The organism is Saccharothrix sp. BKS2 (assembly GCF_047689505.1).
Taxonomy (GTDB): Bacteria; Actinomycetota; Actinomycetes; order Mycobacteriales; family Pseudonocardiaceae; genus Actinosynnema; species Actinosynnema lopnurensis.
Window position 1 is genome coordinate 562,894 of sequence record NZ_JAUQOL010000002.1, and the last position, 16,444, is coordinate 579,337.

Here is a 16,444-nt window from a genome sequence, read left to right on the forward strand (position 1 = left end):
GGGTTCACTCGCCCGCCAGCCGCCGACCGATCTCGTGCAGGCCGTCCAGGTCGTGCACGTCGGTCGGCAGCGCGGGCACTCCGACCAGCGGAACACCGGGGTGCGCGCGGGTGAACCGCGCGAGCAGCCGCTTCTCCCGTTCGGCGACGGCGACGCGGTCCGCGTGCACCCGCAGCACCGCGGCGGCCAGCGGGGCGTCACCGGAGCGCTCCAGCCGGTCCGCCGCGGCCAGCGCGCTCGACGCCGGCAGGGGTGCCAGCACCGGGTGCGTCCGGTTCGCCACCAGACCGGTCAGCGGCATGTGCTCCGCGTTCAACCGCTCCACGAAGTAGCTGGCCTCCCGCAGCGCGTCCGGTTCGGGCGCCGCGATCACCAGGAATCCCGTGCCCGGTGACCGCAGCAGGTCGTAGGTGGCCTGGGCGCGCTGCCGGAAGCCGCCGAAGGTGCTGTCGAGCGCCTGCACGAACGTCGAGGCGTCGTTCAGGAGCTGGCTGCCCACGATCGTCGACACGGCCTTGGTGAACAGGCCGAAGCCCGCGCCGACGATCTTGCGGATGCCGCGCCCGCCCGCCCGGGCGGGCGCCGACAGCATCCGGATCAGCCGGCCGTCGAGCACCGTGGACAGCCGCTGCGGCGCGTCCAGGAAGTCCAGCGCCGACCGGCTGGGCGGGGTGTCGACGACGATCAGGTCCCACTCGTCCTGCGCGACGAGCTGGCCCAGCTTCTCCATCGCCATGTACTCCTGCGTGCCGGAGAACGAGGTGGAGATCGTCTGGTAGAAGGGGTTGGCCAGGATCTGCTCGGCCCGCTCCGGGCCCGCGTGCTGCCACACCATGTCGTCGAACGTGCGGCGCATGTCGAGCATCATCGCGTGCAGCCCGCCGGGGAACCCGCCCTCGACCCGCCGGGGGTTGTTGTCCAGTTCCCGCAGGCCCAGCGACTGGGCGAGCCGGCGGGCCGGGTCGATGGTCAGCACGACCGCCCGCCGACCGCGCTCCGCGGCCCGCACCGCCAGCGCGGCGGCCGTCGTCGTCTTGCCCACGCCGCCCGAGCCGCAGCACACCAGCACCCTGGTCGCCGGGTTGTCCAGCAGCGCGTCCACGTCCAGCAGGTTCACCGCACACCCCGCCCGACCATCACCTCGGCCAGCTCGTAGAGCGCGGCCACGTCCACCCCGTCGGTCAGCTCGGGCAGGTCCAGGGTCGGCAGGTCCGACTCGGCCAGCTTCTCCTTGGCCCGCTGCTCCGCGCGCACCCGCGCGGCGTGCTCCCCGGTCTGCTCGACCAGGCCCTCCAGCACGTCCTCGGCCAGGTCGAGACCCGCCGCCACCAGGCCCGCGCGCACCTGCTCCACGTCGACCCGTCCCGCCGCCGCGGCGGCCACCGACCGGGCGGGCAGCCGCGGCGGGCGCACCCGGTTGACGAACACCGCGCCCGGCCGCAGGTCGGCCCCGTCCAGCTCGGCCACCGCGTCCAGGGTCTCGCGCACCGGCATCTCCTCCAGCAGCGCCACCAGGTGCACCGCCGTGTCGCCGGAGTGCAGCAGCCGCACCACGCCCTCGCTCTGCCCCTTGATCGGACCCACCTTGGCCAGGTCCGCCATGGCGCGGGTGACGTCGAGGAAGCGGACCACCCGGCCGGTGGGCGGCGCGTCCAGCACCACCGCGTCGTACTCGTGCCGCCCGGTCTTGCCGGTTCGCCGCACGCACTCCTTGACCTTGCCGGTCAGCAGCACGTCCCGCAGGCCCGGCGCCAGCGTGGTGGCGAACTCGACCGCCCCCATCTTCTTCAGCGTCCGGCCGGCGAAGCCCAGGTTGTAGAACATGTCCAGGTACTCCAGCAGCGCCGCCTCCGGGTCCACGGCCAGCGCCCGCACCTCCCCGCCGCCGGGCGCGGAGACGATGCGCTGCTCCGCGTAGGGCAGCGGCGGCCGGTCGAACAGCTGCGCGATGCCCTGCCGGTTCTCGACCTCCACCAGCAGCACCCGCCGCCCGCCGGTGGCCAGCGCGAGGGCCAGCGCCGCGGCGACCGTCGTCTTGCCCGTGCCGCCCTTGCCCGTCACCACGTGCAGGCGGGCGCGGGTGAGTTCGTCGGTCCAGCCGTCCACCGGGTCAGCCTAGGCGCGCGGTCGGGTGATCCGCTGGTCGGAGGAGGGCCGCCACGTCAGTCCCACATGGTGATGAAGACCACCGCGAGGGCCGTCGCCCCCACCACGCCCCACGCCACCACCGACGGCAGCAGGTAGGCGATGAGCACCGCGACGACCGCGACCACGACCAGCCCGATCAGCGCCGCGCGCCGCACGTCCCCCGGGCGGACGCCCTTGCGGTCGCGGGCCTGCGCCATGCCCACGAGCACCATCACCAGCCCGCCCACCAGGAACGCGCTGGTGGCGACGATCCGCCACGTTTCCACGTGATCAAGGTAGCGCCTGGTGACCGCGCCGTCACCTGCGGAAACCGCAGTTCTGCGTAAAGGGTGGTCCCTAGACTCGACCGGGTGACCGTGTGCGACGGGATCGGCGGTGCGGTGCCCGGTGCGGTGATCCGGGCCGACCTGATCATGCCGCGGCGGGGCCGGCACCGGTGGGGACGACCCCACCGCGGCGGCGGGGCGTCCGGGAACCGCGGCCGGGGTTCCGGGCCGACCCCGATGCCCGCCAACACCCGCCGCCACCCGGGGGATGCCGCTAGGCTGCCCGCCATGCAGACGTGGGAGTACTCGACCGTCCCGCTGTTGATCCACGCCACCAAGGCGATCCTGGACCAGTGGGGCGCCGACGGCTGGGAACTGGTGACCGTGCTGCCCAACCCGACCGGCGAACAGCACGTCGCCTACCTGAAGCGGCCCAAGGCATGAGCTGGACCGCGCGCCTGGCCGAGCTGGGCATCGAGCTGCCCGGGGTGGCGGCCCCGCTCGCCGCGTACGTGCCCGCCCAGCGCAGCGGCACCCTGGTCTTCACCTCCGGCCAGCTGCCGTTCGTCGAGGGCTCCCTCACGGCCACCGGCAAGGTCGGCGGCGACGTCAGCCCCGAGGAGGCCAAGGCCCACGCCCGCACCTGCGCGCTGAACGCGCTCGCCGCGGTCGACGCCCTGGTCGGCCTCGACTCGGTCGTCCGCGTGGTCAAGGTGGTCGGCTTCGTCGCCTCCGCCGAGGGCTTCACCGGGCAGCCCGCCGTGGTCAACGGCGCGTCCGAGCTGTTCGGCGAGGTGTTCGGCGACGCCGGTCGGCACGCGCGGTCGGCGGTCGGCGTGGCCGAGCTGCCGCTGGGCGCGCCCGTCGAGGTGGAACTGATCGTCGAGATCGGCGGGGAGTGAGATGTCGGACACGTGCCACGAGCTGCTGCTGCGCCTGGCCGGGAGGCTCCCGGACGAGGTGCTGTGGCGGTTCCGCGACTGGGCCGCCACGGACGGGATCCTGGTGCTCGCCCGGGTCCTGCCCCGCACGCTGCTGCACGACCGCATCGGCCTGACCGACCAGGAGCAGCGCCTGCTCGTGGACGCCCTCGTGCCGCACGGGGCCGACCGCTCCGCCATCAGTTCCATCAGGGGACTGGACGAACTGCCCGATCCCGGCTACACCTTCTCCCCGGAATCACCCGATCGGGTGTCGATGGGTGATTCCGCGACCGTGGTGCTCGGAGCGACCCTGCGCGGGCGACCCGGGGTCGGCGAAGTCCGGGCCTCGTGGCGGCTGGGCGGGAACGGCCCCAGGAGGCTCGTCCTGGTCACCGCCACGTCCGGGTTCGCCCGGCTGGCCGGTGAGCTCCAGCGGGTGCTGCGGGCGCTCGGCGAGCACGACCCGTGTGTCGAGGTCCTGCCCGCCGGACTGGACCTGTCGCCCTACCACCGGGCGGCGTTGGAGGCTTCGGAGCTGGTGTGCACCGGCGCGGAGGCCGACGGGCACCTGGTGCCCGTCTAGAGCTCGGCGCTCCCCGCGCGGGCCGGAAGGAGAGCAGGCGTGACGAACGACGGAGTGGGACTCCCCGTCCGTTTACACGACCTCCTGTTGGCGTTGGCCGGACGCGTCGACGACGACGCGTTGACCCAGGCCCGTGAGCTGCTGGCGGTCGCCGAGCTGGACAGAGCCGTGGAGCTGCTGGTCGGCTGCCTGCTGGCGGGACGCATCCCGGTGTCCCCGGAGGAGCGGCACGAGGTCGGCGAGCTGCTCGCCGGGGTCCGCTCCGACCCCGGGCTGGCCGACCGGCTGTTCGCCGTCGAGCAGGTGCCCGTGCCCCGGCACCGCTTCACCGCGGAGTCGGACCCGGCCCAGGGCCTCGGCGAGGTGCTCGGCCGGACCCTGTCGACGCTGCCGGACGTGCGGGGCGTGCGGGCGACCTGGCGGTCCAGCCCGTCCGGCGCCACGCCCGGACCGCTGCCCCAGCGGGTCGTCCTGGTGGACATCGGACCGTCGGGCTTCGCGCCCGCCACCGCCTACCGGGTGGACACCGTGCTGCGGCAGGCGGGCATCCGGGCCGCGGTCGAGGTGCTGACCGCGGGCACGCCGCTGGGCGAGTACCACGCCGCGGCCACCACCACGGCCCGCGAGGTGTTCTTCCCGTCCGGCTCCACCACACCCGAACCACCGCCCGACCCGACCACCTGGTTCGACGGCGACGTCCGGGACCAGGCACCGGTGGTCGAGCCGGCACCGGTGCCTGCCGAACCCCAGACCGGCTCCAAGTCACGACGCGCCCGCGTCGACTCCTACGAGGGCGCACAACCGTTCCCGCCCAAGCCGGTCAAGCGCCTGCCCGTGCGCGAACCGGCCGAGGAGGAACGGCGCCCGGTCGAGCACGCGGTCCACGCGGCTCACGAGCACTCGGTCCATGAGCACTCGGTCCACGAGCACGCGGCTCATGACCACGCGGTCGGCGAGCCCGCGTTCGACGAGCCCGCGGTCCACGGGCCCGCGTTCGACGAGCCCGCGGTCCACGAGCCCGTCGCTGCGGAACCCGCCGTGACCGCCGAACCGGTGGCCGCCGAGCCCGTGACCACCGAGCCCGTGACCACCGAGCCCGTGACCACCGAGCCGGAGCCCGAGCCCGTGCTCGTCGAGCCGCTGTCCATCGCGCCCGCGATCGTCACCCCGCTGCCGCTGCCCGACGACCACCCGCTGTCGCGGTCCGAGGTGACCATGGAGCTGGGCCCGGACGACCTGGCGGCGCTCCAGGCGGCGCTGGCGGACGGGCACGCGCCCGCCTCCGTGCAGCTCCCGCCGACCGTGGACGCCAAGCTCAGCGATCGGGAGCGGGCACTGCTCCAGCAGTTGCACGAGGAGTTGGCGCAGCGCGAGCAGCAGACGTGGCCCGGGGGACCGGAGTTCGTCAACGGCCTGCCCAAGCGGAACAACGGCAGGCAGTCCGGCTAGCAGCCGCACCACGTTCGACGACTCGGCCCTGGCCCCCGCTCAGCGCGGGTGCCAGGGCCGAGTCTCCTGTCCAGCGTCCAACCCAGCATCCAACCCGGCCGCACGCCCAGCCCCGCGTCCGGCCGCACGCCCAGCCCTTCCGTTCGACCGCGCGCTCAGCCCTCCGCCCGGCCCCGCGCCTGCCCCCGCCCGACCGGCCCGGCCCTCACGCCTCGCCCGTCGCCTTCCGGCGCGCCAGCTCGATGACCCGTTGCAGGTGCAGGCCGCGCCGCACGTCCAGCGGGTGCTCGGTCGTGCCGCTGTCGACCATGGCCACGAAGTCGTCCAGCAGGTTGGTGAAGCACTGCTGCGCGGTCGAACCCCGGTCGGCCAGCACGCGGTGACCGTGCTCGCCGTAGACCACGACCTCGGAGATGCCCGGGTTGATCGGCAGCGTCATGGTCATCGTGGCCACGCTCGTGGCGCCGCCCTCGTGGCGCAGGACCACCTGCCACAGGCCGTGCTCGGAGCGGTCGGCCGCGACGACGTCGGTGATCGGGCCCAGGGCGGCGTCGAGCAGGTCGAAGGCGTGCGGGCCGACGTCGTCCAGCGGGCCGCGCTCGTGTCGCCACGCGGAGTGCGAGAACGGGCCGCCGAGCAGGGCGCCGGTCAGCCAGCGGGCACTGCCGCCGACCCAGCCGCCCGCGTCGCCGAGCTGCGCCAGCTGCTCCCGGGTCTCGGGGGCGTAGCGCCTGGTGAGCACGACGAGCGAGGCGACGCCGTGCCGCTCGACGGCGTCCGCGAGGCGCTCCGCGTCGTCCAGGGTCGCGGCGATGGGCTTTTCCAGGATCAGGTGCCTGCCCCGCGCGGCGGCCTCGGTGGCGATCGGGGACTGCACCTCCGGCGGCACCGCGAACGCGACGGCGTCCACCTGGTCGAGCAGGTCCTCGGGAGTCGGCGCGGTGGTCGCCCCGTAGGTGCCCGCCAGGTGCTCGGCGGCCTCCGGGCGCCGGGCCCAGACGGTGGTCAGGCGGGTGCCGGGGTGGTCGGCGATGCCCGGCGCGTGCACCTGGTTCGCCCAGGGACCGGCGCCGATGAGCCCTACGCGCAGTTGATCGTCCACACCGCAGATCCTAGGTCGCGCGCCGTTCGGCCACCCGACTTTCATCGGCCGCCGACGTAAGCCTCCGCCGGCACGAAGATCCGCCCACCCCGGATTTCACCGTTCCCCGCACCGGTGGTGAACCGCAGCTCCACGCCCTCCGGCGTGCGGACGACCTCGGGCGAGGTCCCCCACGCGTCGGGGACGGGGACGACGTGGCCGTAGTCCGCGGTCTGCCCCAGCCACACCTCGTGATCGGTGCCGCCCAGCAGGCGGGACCGCTCCTTGACGTACACGTTCGGGGTTCCCTCGTCCGTGGAGATCGTCGTGCTGGAGGGCAGGAAGAGGACCACGGCCGCGACCGCCGTCAGACCGGTGCCGAGGACCGCGCCGAAGCCGAACAGCAGGACGTTGAGCAGGCAGCCTTTTCGCGTGGTGTCCACGGGGGGTGATCCTCGTCGTAGGCTCGGACCGTGCGCGAACTACCCGACGAACTGGTGCTGCCGCCGGAGATGGCCCCGGAACCGCTCGACGGACCGCCGGCCACGCCCCGCGACGCCGCCACGGTGGTCCTGGTGCGCGACGGCGGGGCGGGCGTCGAGGCGTTCCTCCTGCGGCGCGTCGCCGGGATGGCGTTCGCGGGCGGGATGACGGTGTTCCCCGGCGGTGGGGTCGACCAGCGCGACGCCGACACGTCCGTGGCCTGGGCCGGGCCGCCGCCGTCGTGGTGGGCGGAGAAGTTCGCCTGCCCGCCCCGGCTGGCCCGTGCGCTGGTGTGCGCGGCGGTCCGCGAGACGTTCGAGGAATCCGGGGTCCTGCTGGCCGGCCCCTCGCCCGATTCGGTGATCGCGGACACCTCCGGTTACGCGCAGGCACGAGCGGCCCTGGTGGCGCGCGAACTCTCACTGGCCCAGTTCCTGGCCTCGGCCGGCCTGGTCCTGCGAGCCGACCTGCTGCGCCCGTGGGCGAACTGGGTGACCCCGGAGGAAGAGCCCCGCCGCTACGACACCAGGTTCTTCGTGGCGGTGCTGCCGCCGGGGCAACGCGCGGACGACCAGACCACCGAGGCGTCCGACGGCCAGTGGCAGAGCCCCACCGAAGCCCTGGCCGACTGGAAAACCGGCCGCCGGGCGCTGCTGCCACCCACCTGGGTGACACTGGCCGACCTGGCCGAGCTGGGTTCGGTGGCCGAGGTCCTCGCCGCGCCGCGCGAGGTGTCGAAGATCATTCCGAAGATCGTGCGGGAGGGCGGGGTGCTGAGGGTGATCGTGCCGTGAGCGCAGCCGAGGACAGCCGCCCCGCCGAGAACCGCAGCCTCGCCGAAGCCGGCCCCGGAGCCCGGTACGGCGTGCTGCGCGAGGTCACACCGTTCGCGTCGGTGGTGCTGGCCGAGAACCCCGGCGTGATGACCCTGGAGGGAACCAACACCTGGGTCCTCCGCGCCCCGGGCTCCCCGACGTGCGCCGTGGTCGACCCGGGCCCCCTGGACCGCGCCCACCTGGACCGGGTGGCCGCCTGCGGCCCGGTGGACGCCGTCCTCCTCACCCACGGCCACTCCGACCACTCGGAAGGGGCACGAGCCTTCGGCGAGCTGGTCAACGCCCCCGTGCACGCCGTGACCCGCTCCCTGGGCACCGCCGCCGCGGCCCTGACCGACGGCGACGTCATCGAGGCGGGCGGCTTGGAGATCCGGGCCCTGGCCACCCCCGGCCACACCGACGACTCAATCTCCTTCCTGACCCAAGACGCCGTCCTGACCGGCGACACCATCCTCGGCCGGGGCACCACCGTCCTCGACGGCAAGCTGGGCGACTACCTGGCGTCCCTCAAGACCCTGGCCGCACTCCCCGCCGGCACCACCGTCCTCCCCGGCCACGGCCCCGAGCTGCCCGATGTGGTGGTGGTGGCCCAGGCGTACCTGAAGCACCGCGAGCAGCGGCTGGCCCAGGTCAGGGCTGCGGTCGAGCGCCTGGGCGGCGCACCCACCGCGAGGCAGGTGGTCGAACTCGTGTACGCCGACGTGGACCGCTCCCTGTGGCCCGCGGCCGAGTGGTCGGTGAGGTCGCAGCTGGAGTACCTGGGGCTGCCACCTGATGGGCCCGCGCCCCTGATCTGACGGGCGGCCCGTGCTCCTGCTCTGGCGAGCCCGCGTCCTGATCCGGCAGGCCCATGCCCCCCCCTGCGCTGACGAGCTCGCGCTCTTGCTGGACAGGCCCACGCCCTTGCTTGGCGGGCCGGTGTCCTGCTGGCCGGGGTTCCGCTGGCCGGGGTTCCGCTGGCCAGGGCTGGCGTTTCGGTGGGCCGGCGTTCCTGCTTTGGCAGGGCCTGTGCCCTGCTCTGGCGGGGGTGCTGGCCCTGGCCGGTGTGTTGGGGAACTGGCTGGGTGGGGTGGTCGGGTGGTGGTGGGGCGGGAGGCTTGGAGAGTCGGGGTGGTTCGTGGCTTCGTCATGTCTAACCGATGATCGGTGACGGTGTTTCCGTACATTTTCCGTCGATGATCACCTCATCGTGTGACCTTTGCCGACGCCTCGGTTGTCAGGGGTTGGTGCGCAGGGGGACCACCAGGTAGGTCAGCTCCATGCCGTCGACGCCGGTCGGTGACGTGAGGACCGTGGAGCGCAGGCCGTCCTGGATGCGGAGTTCCACCGGGCGGCCGCTGAAGGCCCGGAGGGCGTCCGCGAGGTACCTGGCCTGGAAGGTCTTGGTCACCCGGTTGCCGTCGATCGTGGCCTTCACCGACTCTTCCGACTCGCCCGCCTGCGGGTCGCTGCCCCGCACCCGCAGCTCACCGTCGTGGAGCTGGAGGGTCACCGAGCCGTGCGCGCCCGCGTAGGGCACCGCGCGGCGCACGGCGCCCGCCAGGACGTCCGCTTCCACCAACACCGTGCTGTCGATGACCGCCTCCAGCAACTTGCGCACTCGATCGTCGGGGAACGGCGCAGCCGGCAGCGCGGTACTCGTGCTGCCACCTGGCCAGGACAGGGCGATGCGGTCGGCGTCGGCGTGGACCGCCACCTCGGCACCGCGGTCGGGCTGCCCGGACGCCTCGGCCAGGACCACCGCCGGGGCCAGGACGTCCACAGCTCGCCTGTCCGCGCCCACGGTAGCGAAGCGAATGCCATTCGATAACGATCCGTCGCGATCGGTTCCAATCCGGATGCCGTACCGTGCACGCGCACGCCCGTGAAGAGAGGGATGGCGTCGTCCTTCGGCGCGGCGCTCGGCACGGCGGCCAGGGTGGTGGCGAGCGTGCGCGCGGGCACCGGGCCGACCACCGGCGGCAGGACCGGGGCGACGCCGGGGTGGGGGCCCAGGTCGAGTAGCGGGAGCGCGAACCGGGCGTCGGTCGTGCGGACCGCCAGGCGCGAACCCTCCACGACCAGGCGGACTCGGGGGTCCTCCAGGCCGCGGAGGGTGTCCGCCAAGGCCAGGTCCGTCGTGGTGGCGGTCACGTCCATGAGATGAAGTCAGAGCCGACCACCGACAAAACCGGGCCCGGTGGCCCGCCTGTGGACAACTCCGGCTGAGAGGGGCCACCAGCTCCAGCCGGGGAAGGGGAGGAAGCCGCGGGAGGCAGGAGAGGCCCCAGAGAGGGTGAGGAGGCTGCGGCGGGCAGGGGAGAAGGGCTGAGGGTGCGAAGAGCCGCAGGGCGGCAGGGAAGGGCCCAAGCAGGCAGGGGAAAGCCAAGCAGGCAGAGGAAGGCCCAAGCAGGTAGAGGACGGGAAGAGCGCGGGCGGCGGCCTCAGCGGGACGCGGCCAGCTCCACCTCATCTCGCTCCGGCAGCCCCGGCACACCGGCCGCCACCGTGCCGCGGAACAGCCACACCAGCCCCGCGATCGCCACCCCGGCCACCCCGGCGGCCACGAACGCCACCCCGGTCCCGTGCGTCTCCACCAGCTGCCCGCTCGCCGACTGCCCGATCGCCAACCCGACCGTCACCGCGGTCACCACCCAGCCGAACGCCTCGGTCGCCGTCCCGGCGGGCGCGACCTGCTCGATCGCCGTCGAGTGCGTGGTCGCCTGCGGCGTGATCAGGGTGCCCACCACGAGCAGCGCGGCGCCCAGCCCGATCAACCCCGTCGGCACCGCCAGCAGCAGCGACAGCAACCCGAACCCGCCCAGCAGCACGGGCAGCCGCAGGTGCATCGCCCGGGGGAACGGCCGCATCGAGTAGAGCACGCCGAACAGCACCGAGCTGACCGACCACAGGCTCAGCAGCAGCCCGCCCGCGCCGACGTGGCCCGCCCGGGTCGCGGCGGCGGGCACGGCCACCTCGATGAACCCGATGGTCACGCCGAAGCCGAGCGCGGCCAGCGCGACCGTCCGCATCCCCGGCGACGCCAGGGCGCCCAGCAGGCCGCGCCGCGCGGGCTCCGGCCGCACGCCACGCACGGTCGGGTTCAGCGCGAACCACACCGCGCCGACCACCATCGACACCGCGCCGATCACCACGCCGGTACCGCCCCACGGCGCCGCGACCAGCAGACCCGCCAGCCCGGGGCCGAGGATGAAGAAGACCTCCATGCTGATGGCCTCGTAGGCGTACCCGGCCAGCCGCGTGGGCCCGGCGGGCACCACGTGCGCCCACAGCGCGCGGGACGCGGACCCGACCATCGGCTCGGTGGCCCCGACGGCGAACGCCAGCGGCACGAGCGCGGGCAGCGCCACGCCGGCCTCGACCGCGGTCACGGCCACCGCCACGAACACCGCGAACAGCGACACCGCGCAGAGCAGCGGTCGCGTCGGCCCGAACCGGTCCATCAGCCTGCCCTGCACGATCGACCCGACCGCGACGCCCACCAGGGCCGCCGCCGACACCAGCCCGGCGATGGCGAACGAGTCCCGCTCGCGCTGGACGTAGAGCAGCAGCGAGAGGCCGATCATGGCGATCGGCAGGCGGGCCAGCAGGGACGCGGCGACGGGGCCGCGCATGGCGGGGGTGGTGAGGGCGGCGCGGTAGTCGGAGAGGCGGGCAGAGTGGGACATGCGTACCAGTATGCGACTACTGGTACGTCCGTACCAGTCATTTACCGGTGCGTTCCCTCACGGGACACCGCCGGCGCGTTACGGACGAGCGCGTCACGACCTCACCCGCGCGGGGTGCCCCGAAGGGGGGATCACATTGCGATCAGATAACAACAATGGGATGACCGGGTGAAACCCTGCAACAAAACCGCTGAACAGGGGGTCCTCCAGGGTGAACACCCTTGAGCGCGGGGAGGGGTCTCGTGCGATCGTTGACGAAACAGCCTTCCCACACCCGTTTCGGCCTAGGTCGCGACGGGTAGCCCAACCTCCTTCCGGCGCTGAAGGGTCGGGGCCTGCGGGCGTCGGAGGTGTGGAGGCGTGGTCTGTCGGGGGATGGGCCGCGCGACAACAGAGCCGGTGCGCCGCGTCGGGGGCGGCGCCCGGCTCTGTTGTTCCCGCCGTTGGGCCGGCGGGCGCGTCCTGCTAGCGGGCCCGCCGGGCCAGCCGCTCCGGGTCCAGGATCAGCACGCTCTTGCCCTCCAGCCGCAGCCAACCGCGGTGGGCGAAGTCGGCCAGGGCCTTGTTCACCGTCTCGCGCGAGGCGCCCACGAACTGGGCGATCTCCTCCTGCGTCAGGTCGTGGGTGACCCGCAGCAGCCCGGCCTCCTGGCTGCCGAAGCGCTGCGCGAGCTGCAACAGCGCCTTGGCCACCCGGCCGGGCACGTCGGTGAAGATCAGGTCCGCCAGCATGGAGTTCGTCCGCCGCAGCCTGCGGGCCAGGGCCCGCAGCAGCTGCTCGGCGATCTCCGGCCGGTTGGTGATCCACTGCCGCAGTGCCGGCCGGTCCATGCTGACCGCCCGCACCTCCGTCACCGTGGTCGCGGTGGACGTGCGGGGACCCGGGTCGAAGATCGACAGCTCGCCGAACATGTCGGACGGGCCGAAGATGCCCAACAGGTTCTCCCGGCCGTCGGGGGACTTCCGGCCGATCTTCACCTTCCCGGACTGGATGATGTAGAGCCGGTCGCCCGGCTCGCCTTCCGCGAAGATCACGTGGCCACGCGGGAATTCAACGGACTCCAGCGTCTGCGCCAGTGCCTCCGCTGCAGCCGGTTCAACCCCCTGGAAGATGCCCGCACGGGCCAGGGTCTCGTCCACCTCGTCCCTCCTGTCGAGACACGGCGGCATGGTCGAGCGCGTTCCGCCTTCTGGCGGAGCAGCGCCTTGCCGCCGATCACTGAGAGCAGTCTAAGGGCTGTGGTGGGGATCGCCTTTCGGCGCGCCGCCAACAGCGCCCTGGACAGCGCGACGAGACCCGCCGGGGGTGACCCCCGAGGGCCTCGCCGATGTGGTCCCCGCTTAGCGGCGGGTGCGCCGCTGACGCAGGTTCCTGGCCCGGCCACCGAGCCTGCGCAGCCGGAACAGCTCCAGCGCGCGGCCGATGCCGTGCCCGTAGAGCGCCCTGACCTCGTCGGGGCGCGCCGACTCCAGGAACTCCTCGACCTCGTCCTCCTGCACCGCGACGTGCCGGAGACGAGCTTCGACGCGCTCCATGAAGAGCGCGAAGAACATGATCACGATCGGAACGGCGATGACGAACCAGGCAGTCATGATGGCTCCGATCCTTGCGCATCCGCCTGGGCGCGCATGAGAGGGGGTCACTCCGGCGAGTCGTCGTGCGTTCTTACAGGGGACGTCCGGTACGGGGTGCTGGTTGCTCGCCGTTGCTGTTCCCCGCGATCGTGAGCCGGCAAACGCCCCGCGGCGGGACCCGCCGCCACGAGAGGTGACGCCGCCCAACGCAGTAGTGTTCGGGCATGGCCAAGAGCGCGGTGAAGCAGCCGGAGACGAGGCTGGGGCTGGTTCGCCGGGCGCGCCGGACGACACGCGTCCTGGCCCTCGGCTACCCCGACGCGCACTGCGAGCTGAACTTCACCAACCCGCTCGAACTGCTCGTCGCCGTGGTGCTCTCGGCCCAGACCACCGACGTCCGGGTGAACCAGGTCACGCCCGCGCTGTTCCGGCGCTACCGCACGGCCCTGGACTTCGCCTCCGCCGACCGGACCGAGCTGGAGGAGATCCTGCGCCCCACCGGCTTCTACCGCGCCAAGGCGAACTCCGTGATGGGGCTGGGCGCCGCGCTGGTGGAGCGGTTCGGCGGCGAGGTGCCCGGCCGGCTGGAGGATCTGGTCACACTCCCCGGCGTGGGCCGCAAGACCGCGAACGTGGTGCTCGGCGACGCGTTCGGTGTGCCCGGGATCACCGTGGACACGCACTTCGGCCGGCTGACCCGCCGCTGGGGCTGGACCACCGAGGAGGACCCGGTCAAGGTGGAGCGCGAGGTCGGCGGGCTGGTCGAGCGCCGGGACTGGACCCTGATCTCGCACCGCACGATCTTCCACGGCCGGCGCGTGTGCCACGCCCGCACCCCCGCCTGCGGCGCGTGCCTGCTGGCGCCGCTGTGCCCGTCCTACGGCATCGGCCAGGTCGACCCGGCCAAGGCGCAGAAGCTGGTCAAGGGCGACGAGGCGCCGCACCTGATCGAGCTGGCCGAGCGCGTCCGGGCGGGGGAGAAGTTGGCGTGAGCGCCGGGCTTCGGTGGGCGGTCGTCGTCCTGGTGCTGGTGGTGGCGGGTGCCGTAGCGCTGTGGCCGCGCGCCTCCGACGACCCGGTGGGCGCCGGCCCGCCGTCCCGGACCGCGCCGGACCTGGGCCCGCTGCGCGACCGGGCCGGGCTGCCGCCGTGCGCGGGGGAGCCGGGCGGGCCCGAGGTGCTGCGCGGCCTGGCGGTGACCTGCCTGGGCGACGGCGGGCAGGTCGACCTGGCCGGCGCGCTGCCCGGACGGGCCCTGGTGAACTTCTGGGCGACCTGGTGCGTTCCCTGCAAGGAGGAGTTGAAGGTGCTCGACGCGTACTCGCGCGAGCCTGGCGCCGTGCCGGTGCTGGCGGTGCTCGTGGCGAGCAAGGAGGGTGACGGTCTGGAGCTGCTGGCGAAGCTCGGGGTGCGCCTGCCGGCCGTCCACGACGCGGCCGACGTGGTGCGCGGGGCCGTCCGCGTGCCGCCCACGCTCCCGGTGAGCTACCTCGTGGGCGAGGACGGCTCGCTGACCGAGGTGGCGGAACCGACCGTGTTCACGTCGGTGGAGCAGGTGCGCGGGGTGGTCGGGTGACCGCCCTGGTCGACCCGGGCGAGGTCCCGGACTGGATGGCCGGCCTGGTCAAGGCCACCGCCGAGATCGACGCCCGCACCTTCACCCGCATCCTGCCGCCGCCGCCCGGCACGGGCCGCCCGGCCGCCGTGCTGATGCTGTTCGGGGAGGGGCACGACGGCCCGGACGTGCTGCTGCTGCGCCGTTCCGACACCCTCGGCTCGCACCCCGGCCAGGTCGCCTTCCCCGGCGGCGCGGCCGACCCGACCGACGACGGCCCGGTGGACACCGCGCTGCGCGAGGCGTTCGAGGAGACCGGCGTGCTGCGCGAGGGCGTGCGGCCGGTCGCGATGCTCCCCGAGCTGCACGTGCCGGTGTCCAACTTCGTGGTGACGCCGGTGCTGGCGCACTGGGCCGAGCCGTCGCCGGTGGTCGCGGTCGACCCGGCGGAGACGGCCGCGGTGGCGCGGGTGCCGATCGCGCACCTGGCGGACCCGGCCAACCGGTTCCGGGTGCGCCACTCGGCCGGCTACGTCGGGCCCGCGTTCTCCGCACCCGGCATGCTGGTGTGGGGGTTCACCGCCGGGCTGCTCAACGGCCTGCTGGGGCTGGGCGGGTGGGAGCGGCCGTGGGACACCGCGGACGTGCGCGACCTGGACCTCGCCCTGCGTGCGACGGAGGTGCCGTGAACTGGGTCGACCTGCTCGTGCTGGCGCTCGCCGCCTTCGCCGCGGTGTCCGGCGCCCGACAGGGCGTGGTCGTCGCGCTGCCCGCGTTCGTCGGCGTGCTCATCGGCCTGGTCCTGGGCACCCAGCTCGCGCCGCTGGTGGTGGCCGAGTTCGAGAACGTGGTGACCAAGGTCGTCTTCGCGGTCGGCATCGTGGTGCTGCTGGTGGCCCTGGGCGAGACGCTGGGCGTCTACGCGGGGCGGACCTTCAAGTCGCGGGTCAGCTCCAGCCCGCTGCGCGGCGTGGACAGCGCGCTCGGCGCGATCGTGCAGGCGTCCGTGGTGTTCGTGGTGGCGTGGATGATCGCGCTGCCGCTGACCATGGTCGCGGGGATGCCCGGCCTGTCCAGGGGCCTGAACCAGTCGGTGATGCTGTCCACGGTGGACCACGCCATGCCGCAGGCGGCCCGGCAGCTGGCCGACGACCTGCGCAACCTGTTCGACGTGTCGGGCTTCCCGGCGGCGGTCAACCCGTTCGACCGCACCCCGCTGCGCGACGTCGAGCCGCCCGACCCGGCGCTGACCGAAGACCCGGTCGTGCAGCGGCTGCGGCCCAGCGTGGTGAAGGTGCGCGGGCGGGCGCCGGCGTGCTCGCGGGCGCTGGAGGGCACCGGTTTCGTCATCGCGCCGGAGCGGGTGATGACGAACGCGCACGTCGTCGCGGGCACCACGGACGTGTCGATCGAGGTCGGCCTGGGGCGCTTCGACGCGACGGTCGTGCACTACGACGCGCAGACCGACGTGGCCGTCCTGGCGGTGCCGGACTTCGACGCCGCGCCGCTGGAGTTCCGCACGGACGAGATCGAGCCCGGCGAGGACGGGATCGTGCTGGGCTACCCGCTGGACGGCCCGTACACCGCGTCCGAGGCGCGGGTGCGCGAGCGGATCCCGGTGCTGCGCGGACCGGACATCTACGACGCGCAGACCGTGACGCGGGACGTCTACACGGTGCGGGCGGAGGTGCGCAGCGGCAACTCCGGCGGGCCCCTGGTGGACCCGCAGGGGCGGGTGATGGGCGTGGTGTTCGGCGCCGCGGTGGACGACCAGGAGACCGGGTTCGTGCTGACCGCGCAGGAGGTCGCGGAGGAGGTGGAGCGGGCGCCGGGGCTGGTGCGGCGGGCGTCCACGCAGACCTGCGCCTCGTAGCCCG

Annotated in this window: 19 protein-coding genes; 10 read left to right on the forward strand and 9 right to left on the reverse strand. The window is 73.8% G+C overall.

All coding sequences use genetic code 11. The annotated features are described in order from the left end of the window. Positions 1-4: 4 nt before the first annotated feature. The 3 genes from Q5530_RS05290 to Q5530_RS05300 are packed head-to-tail and all read right to left on the reverse strand — an operon-like array spanning position 5 to position 2,414. Positions 5-1,117 carry an ArsA family ATPase gene (locus Q5530_RS05290; protein ID WP_415361060.1) on the reverse strand — a complete coding sequence of 371 codons (1,113 nt, stop codon included), beginning with the start codon at positions 1,115-1,117 and terminating at the stop codon, positions 5-7. Beyond that, complete coding sequence (locus tag Q5530_RS05295) at positions 1,114-2,106, reverse strand: ArsA-related P-loop ATPase (protein ID WP_415361062.1); 993 nt, start codon at positions 2,104-2,106, stop codon at positions 1,114-1,116. Before Q5530_RS05295 ends, Q5530_RS05290 begins: the two co-directional genes overlap by 4 nt. Positions 2,107-2,162: 56 nt before the next feature. After that, complete coding sequence (locus Q5530_RS05300) at positions 2,163-2,414, reverse strand: hypothetical protein (protein WP_415361064.1); 252 nt, start codon at positions 2,412-2,414, stop codon at positions 2,163-2,165. 84 nt (positions 2,415-2,498) lie between these two features. Between Q5530_RS05300 and Q5530_RS05305 the strand changes: the two genes are divergently transcribed. The 4 genes from Q5530_RS05305 to Q5530_RS05320 all read left to right on the forward strand — a co-directional run bounded on the left by Q5530_RS05305 (position 2,499) and on the right by Q5530_RS05320 (position 5,369). Beyond that, the gene (locus Q5530_RS05305) at positions 2,499-2,858 is read left to right on the forward strand and encodes a hypothetical protein (protein WP_415361180.1); all 360 of its coding nucleotides are present in this window, start codon (positions 2,499-2,501) and stop codon (positions 2,856-2,858) included. Next, positions 2,855-3,316 (forward strand): RidA family protein, encoded by a 462-nt coding sequence (locus Q5530_RS05310; protein ID WP_415361065.1) that lies wholly within the window; start codon positions 2,855-2,857, stop codon positions 3,314-3,316. The genes Q5530_RS05305 and Q5530_RS05310 overlap by 4 nt, the downstream gene beginning before the upstream one ends. A gap of 1 nt (position 3,317) precedes the next feature. Continuing rightward, positions 3,318-3,920 (forward strand): hypothetical protein, encoded by a 603-nt coding sequence (locus Q5530_RS05315; protein ID WP_415361066.1) that lies wholly within the window; start codon positions 3,318-3,320, stop codon positions 3,918-3,920. Positions 3,921-4,007: 87 nt separating this feature from the next. Then, positions 4,008-5,369 (forward strand): hypothetical protein, encoded by a 1,362-nt coding sequence (locus Q5530_RS05320; RefSeq protein WP_415361067.1) that lies wholly within the window; start codon positions 4,008-4,010, stop codon positions 5,367-5,369. Between the two features lie 205 nt (positions 5,370-5,574). Here Q5530_RS05320 and Q5530_RS05325 read toward each other — a convergent pair whose 3' ends face one another. Next, complete coding sequence (locus tag Q5530_RS05325) at positions 5,575-6,516, reverse strand: Gfo/Idh/MocA family protein (RefSeq protein ID WP_415361068.1); 942 nt, start codon at positions 6,514-6,516, stop codon at positions 5,575-5,577. After that, positions 6,513-6,893 carry a hypothetical protein gene (locus Q5530_RS05330; protein WP_415361069.1) on the reverse strand — a complete coding sequence of 127 codons (381 nt, stop codon included), beginning with the start codon at positions 6,891-6,893 and terminating at the stop codon, positions 6,513-6,515. The genes Q5530_RS05325 and Q5530_RS05330 overlap by 4 nt, the downstream gene beginning before the upstream one ends. Before the next feature lie 69 nt (positions 6,894-6,962). Here Q5530_RS05330 and Q5530_RS05335 point away from each other — a divergent pair, with 69 nt between their 5' ends. Both Q5530_RS05335 and Q5530_RS05340 read left to right on the forward strand, forming a co-directional pair. After that, a complete protein-coding gene (locus Q5530_RS05335) occupies positions 6,963-7,727 on the forward strand; it encodes an NUDIX hydrolase (RefSeq protein ID WP_415361174.1) in 765 nt (254 codons plus the stop codon). A 71-nt stretch (positions 7,728-7,798) separates the two neighbouring features. Next, the gene (locus tag Q5530_RS05340) at positions 7,799-8,566 is read left to right on the forward strand and encodes an MBL fold metallo-hydrolase (RefSeq protein ID WP_415361175.1); all 768 of its coding nucleotides are present in this window, start codon (positions 7,799-7,801) and stop codon (positions 8,564-8,566) included. Positions 8,567-8,985: 419 nt separating this feature from the next. Here the strand turns inward: Q5530_RS05340 and Q5530_RS05345 are convergent, their stop codons facing one another. From Q5530_RS05345 to Q5530_RS05360, 4 genes are all read right to left on the reverse strand, one after another. Next, complete coding sequence (locus tag Q5530_RS05345) at positions 8,986-9,552, reverse strand: hypothetical protein (RefSeq protein WP_415361070.1); 567 nt, start codon at positions 9,550-9,552, stop codon at positions 8,986-8,988. Between the two features lie 640 nt (positions 9,553-10,192). Continuing rightward, positions 10,193-11,437: an MFS transporter gene (locus Q5530_RS05350; RefSeq protein ID WP_415361071.1), complete on the reverse strand. Its 1,245-nt coding sequence runs from the start codon at positions 11,435-11,437 to the stop codon at positions 10,193-10,195. Between the two features lie 465 nt (positions 11,438-11,902). After that, positions 11,903-12,577, reverse strand: coding sequence for a Crp/Fnr family transcriptional regulator (locus tag Q5530_RS05355; RefSeq protein WP_015097742.1), 675 nt, complete (start codon positions 12,575-12,577; stop codon positions 11,903-11,905). A 201-nt stretch (positions 12,578-12,778) separates the two neighbouring features. Beyond that, positions 12,779-13,030: a hypothetical protein gene (locus Q5530_RS05360; RefSeq protein WP_015097743.1), complete on the reverse strand. Its 252-nt coding sequence runs from the start codon at positions 13,028-13,030 to the stop codon at positions 12,779-12,781. A 206-nt stretch (positions 13,031-13,236) separates the two neighbouring features. Between Q5530_RS05360 and nth the strand changes: the two genes are divergently transcribed. From nth to Q5530_RS05380, 4 genes are read left to right on the forward strand one after another with little or no spacing between them, the layout of a single operon-like run. After that, complete coding sequence (nth, locus tag Q5530_RS05365; RefSeq protein ID WP_415361072.1) at positions 13,237-14,004, forward strand: endonuclease III; 768 nt, start codon at positions 13,237-13,239, stop codon at positions 14,002-14,004. Continuing rightward, positions 14,001-14,588 carry a TlpA family protein disulfide reductase gene (locus Q5530_RS05370; RefSeq protein WP_415361073.1) on the forward strand — a complete coding sequence of 196 codons (588 nt, stop codon included), beginning with the start codon at positions 14,001-14,003 and terminating at the stop codon, positions 14,586-14,588. Before nth ends, Q5530_RS05370 begins: the two co-directional genes overlap by 4 nt. Positions 14,589-14,623: 35 nt before the next feature. Continuing rightward, complete coding sequence (locus Q5530_RS05375; RefSeq protein ID WP_415361176.1) at positions 14,624-15,256, forward strand: NUDIX hydrolase; 633 nt, start codon at positions 14,624-14,626, stop codon at positions 15,254-15,256. Then, positions 15,253-16,440, forward strand: a complete 1,188-nt coding sequence (locus Q5530_RS05380; RefSeq protein WP_415361074.1) for a MarP family serine protease — start codon at positions 15,253-15,255, stop codon at positions 16,438-16,440. Before Q5530_RS05375 ends, Q5530_RS05380 begins: the two co-directional genes overlap by 4 nt. Positions 16,441-16,444: the final 4 nt, after the last annotated feature.

What these genes read in the sequence shown, in the direction of transcription:
- Q5530_RS05310 (WP_415361065.1), top strand. Translation starts at nt 2,855, where the DNA reads ATGAGCTGGACCGCGCGCCTGGCCGAGCTGGGCATCGAGCTGCCCGGG.
- Q5530_RS05315 (WP_415361066.1), top strand. Translation starts at nt 3,318, where the DNA reads ATGTCGGACACGTGCCACGAGCTGCTGCTGCGCCTGGCCGGGAGGCTC.
- Q5530_RS05325 (WP_415361068.1), bottom strand. Translation starts at nt 6,516, where the DNA reads ATGAAAGTCGGGTGGCCGAACGGCGCGCGACCTAGGATCTGCGGTGTG.
- Q5530_RS05335 (WP_415361174.1), top strand. Translation starts at nt 6,963, where the DNA reads ATGGCCCCGGAACCGCTCGACGGACCGCCGGCCACGCCCCGCGACGCC.
- Q5530_RS05350 (WP_415361071.1), bottom strand. Translation starts at nt 11,437, where the DNA reads ATGTCCCACTCTGCCCGCCTCTCCGACTACCGCGCCGCCCTCACCACC.
- Q5530_RS05360 (WP_015097743.1), bottom strand. Translation starts at nt 13,030, where the DNA reads ATGACTGCCTGGTTCGTCATCGCCGTTCCGATCGTGATCATGTTCTTC.
- nth (WP_415361072.1), top strand. Translation starts at nt 13,237, where the DNA reads ATGGCCAAGAGCGCGGTGAAGCAGCCGGAGACGAGGCTGGGGCTGGTT.
- Q5530_RS05375 (WP_415361176.1), top strand. Translation starts at nt 14,624, where the DNA reads ATGGCCGGCCTGGTCAAGGCCACCGCCGAGATCGACGCCCGCACCTTC.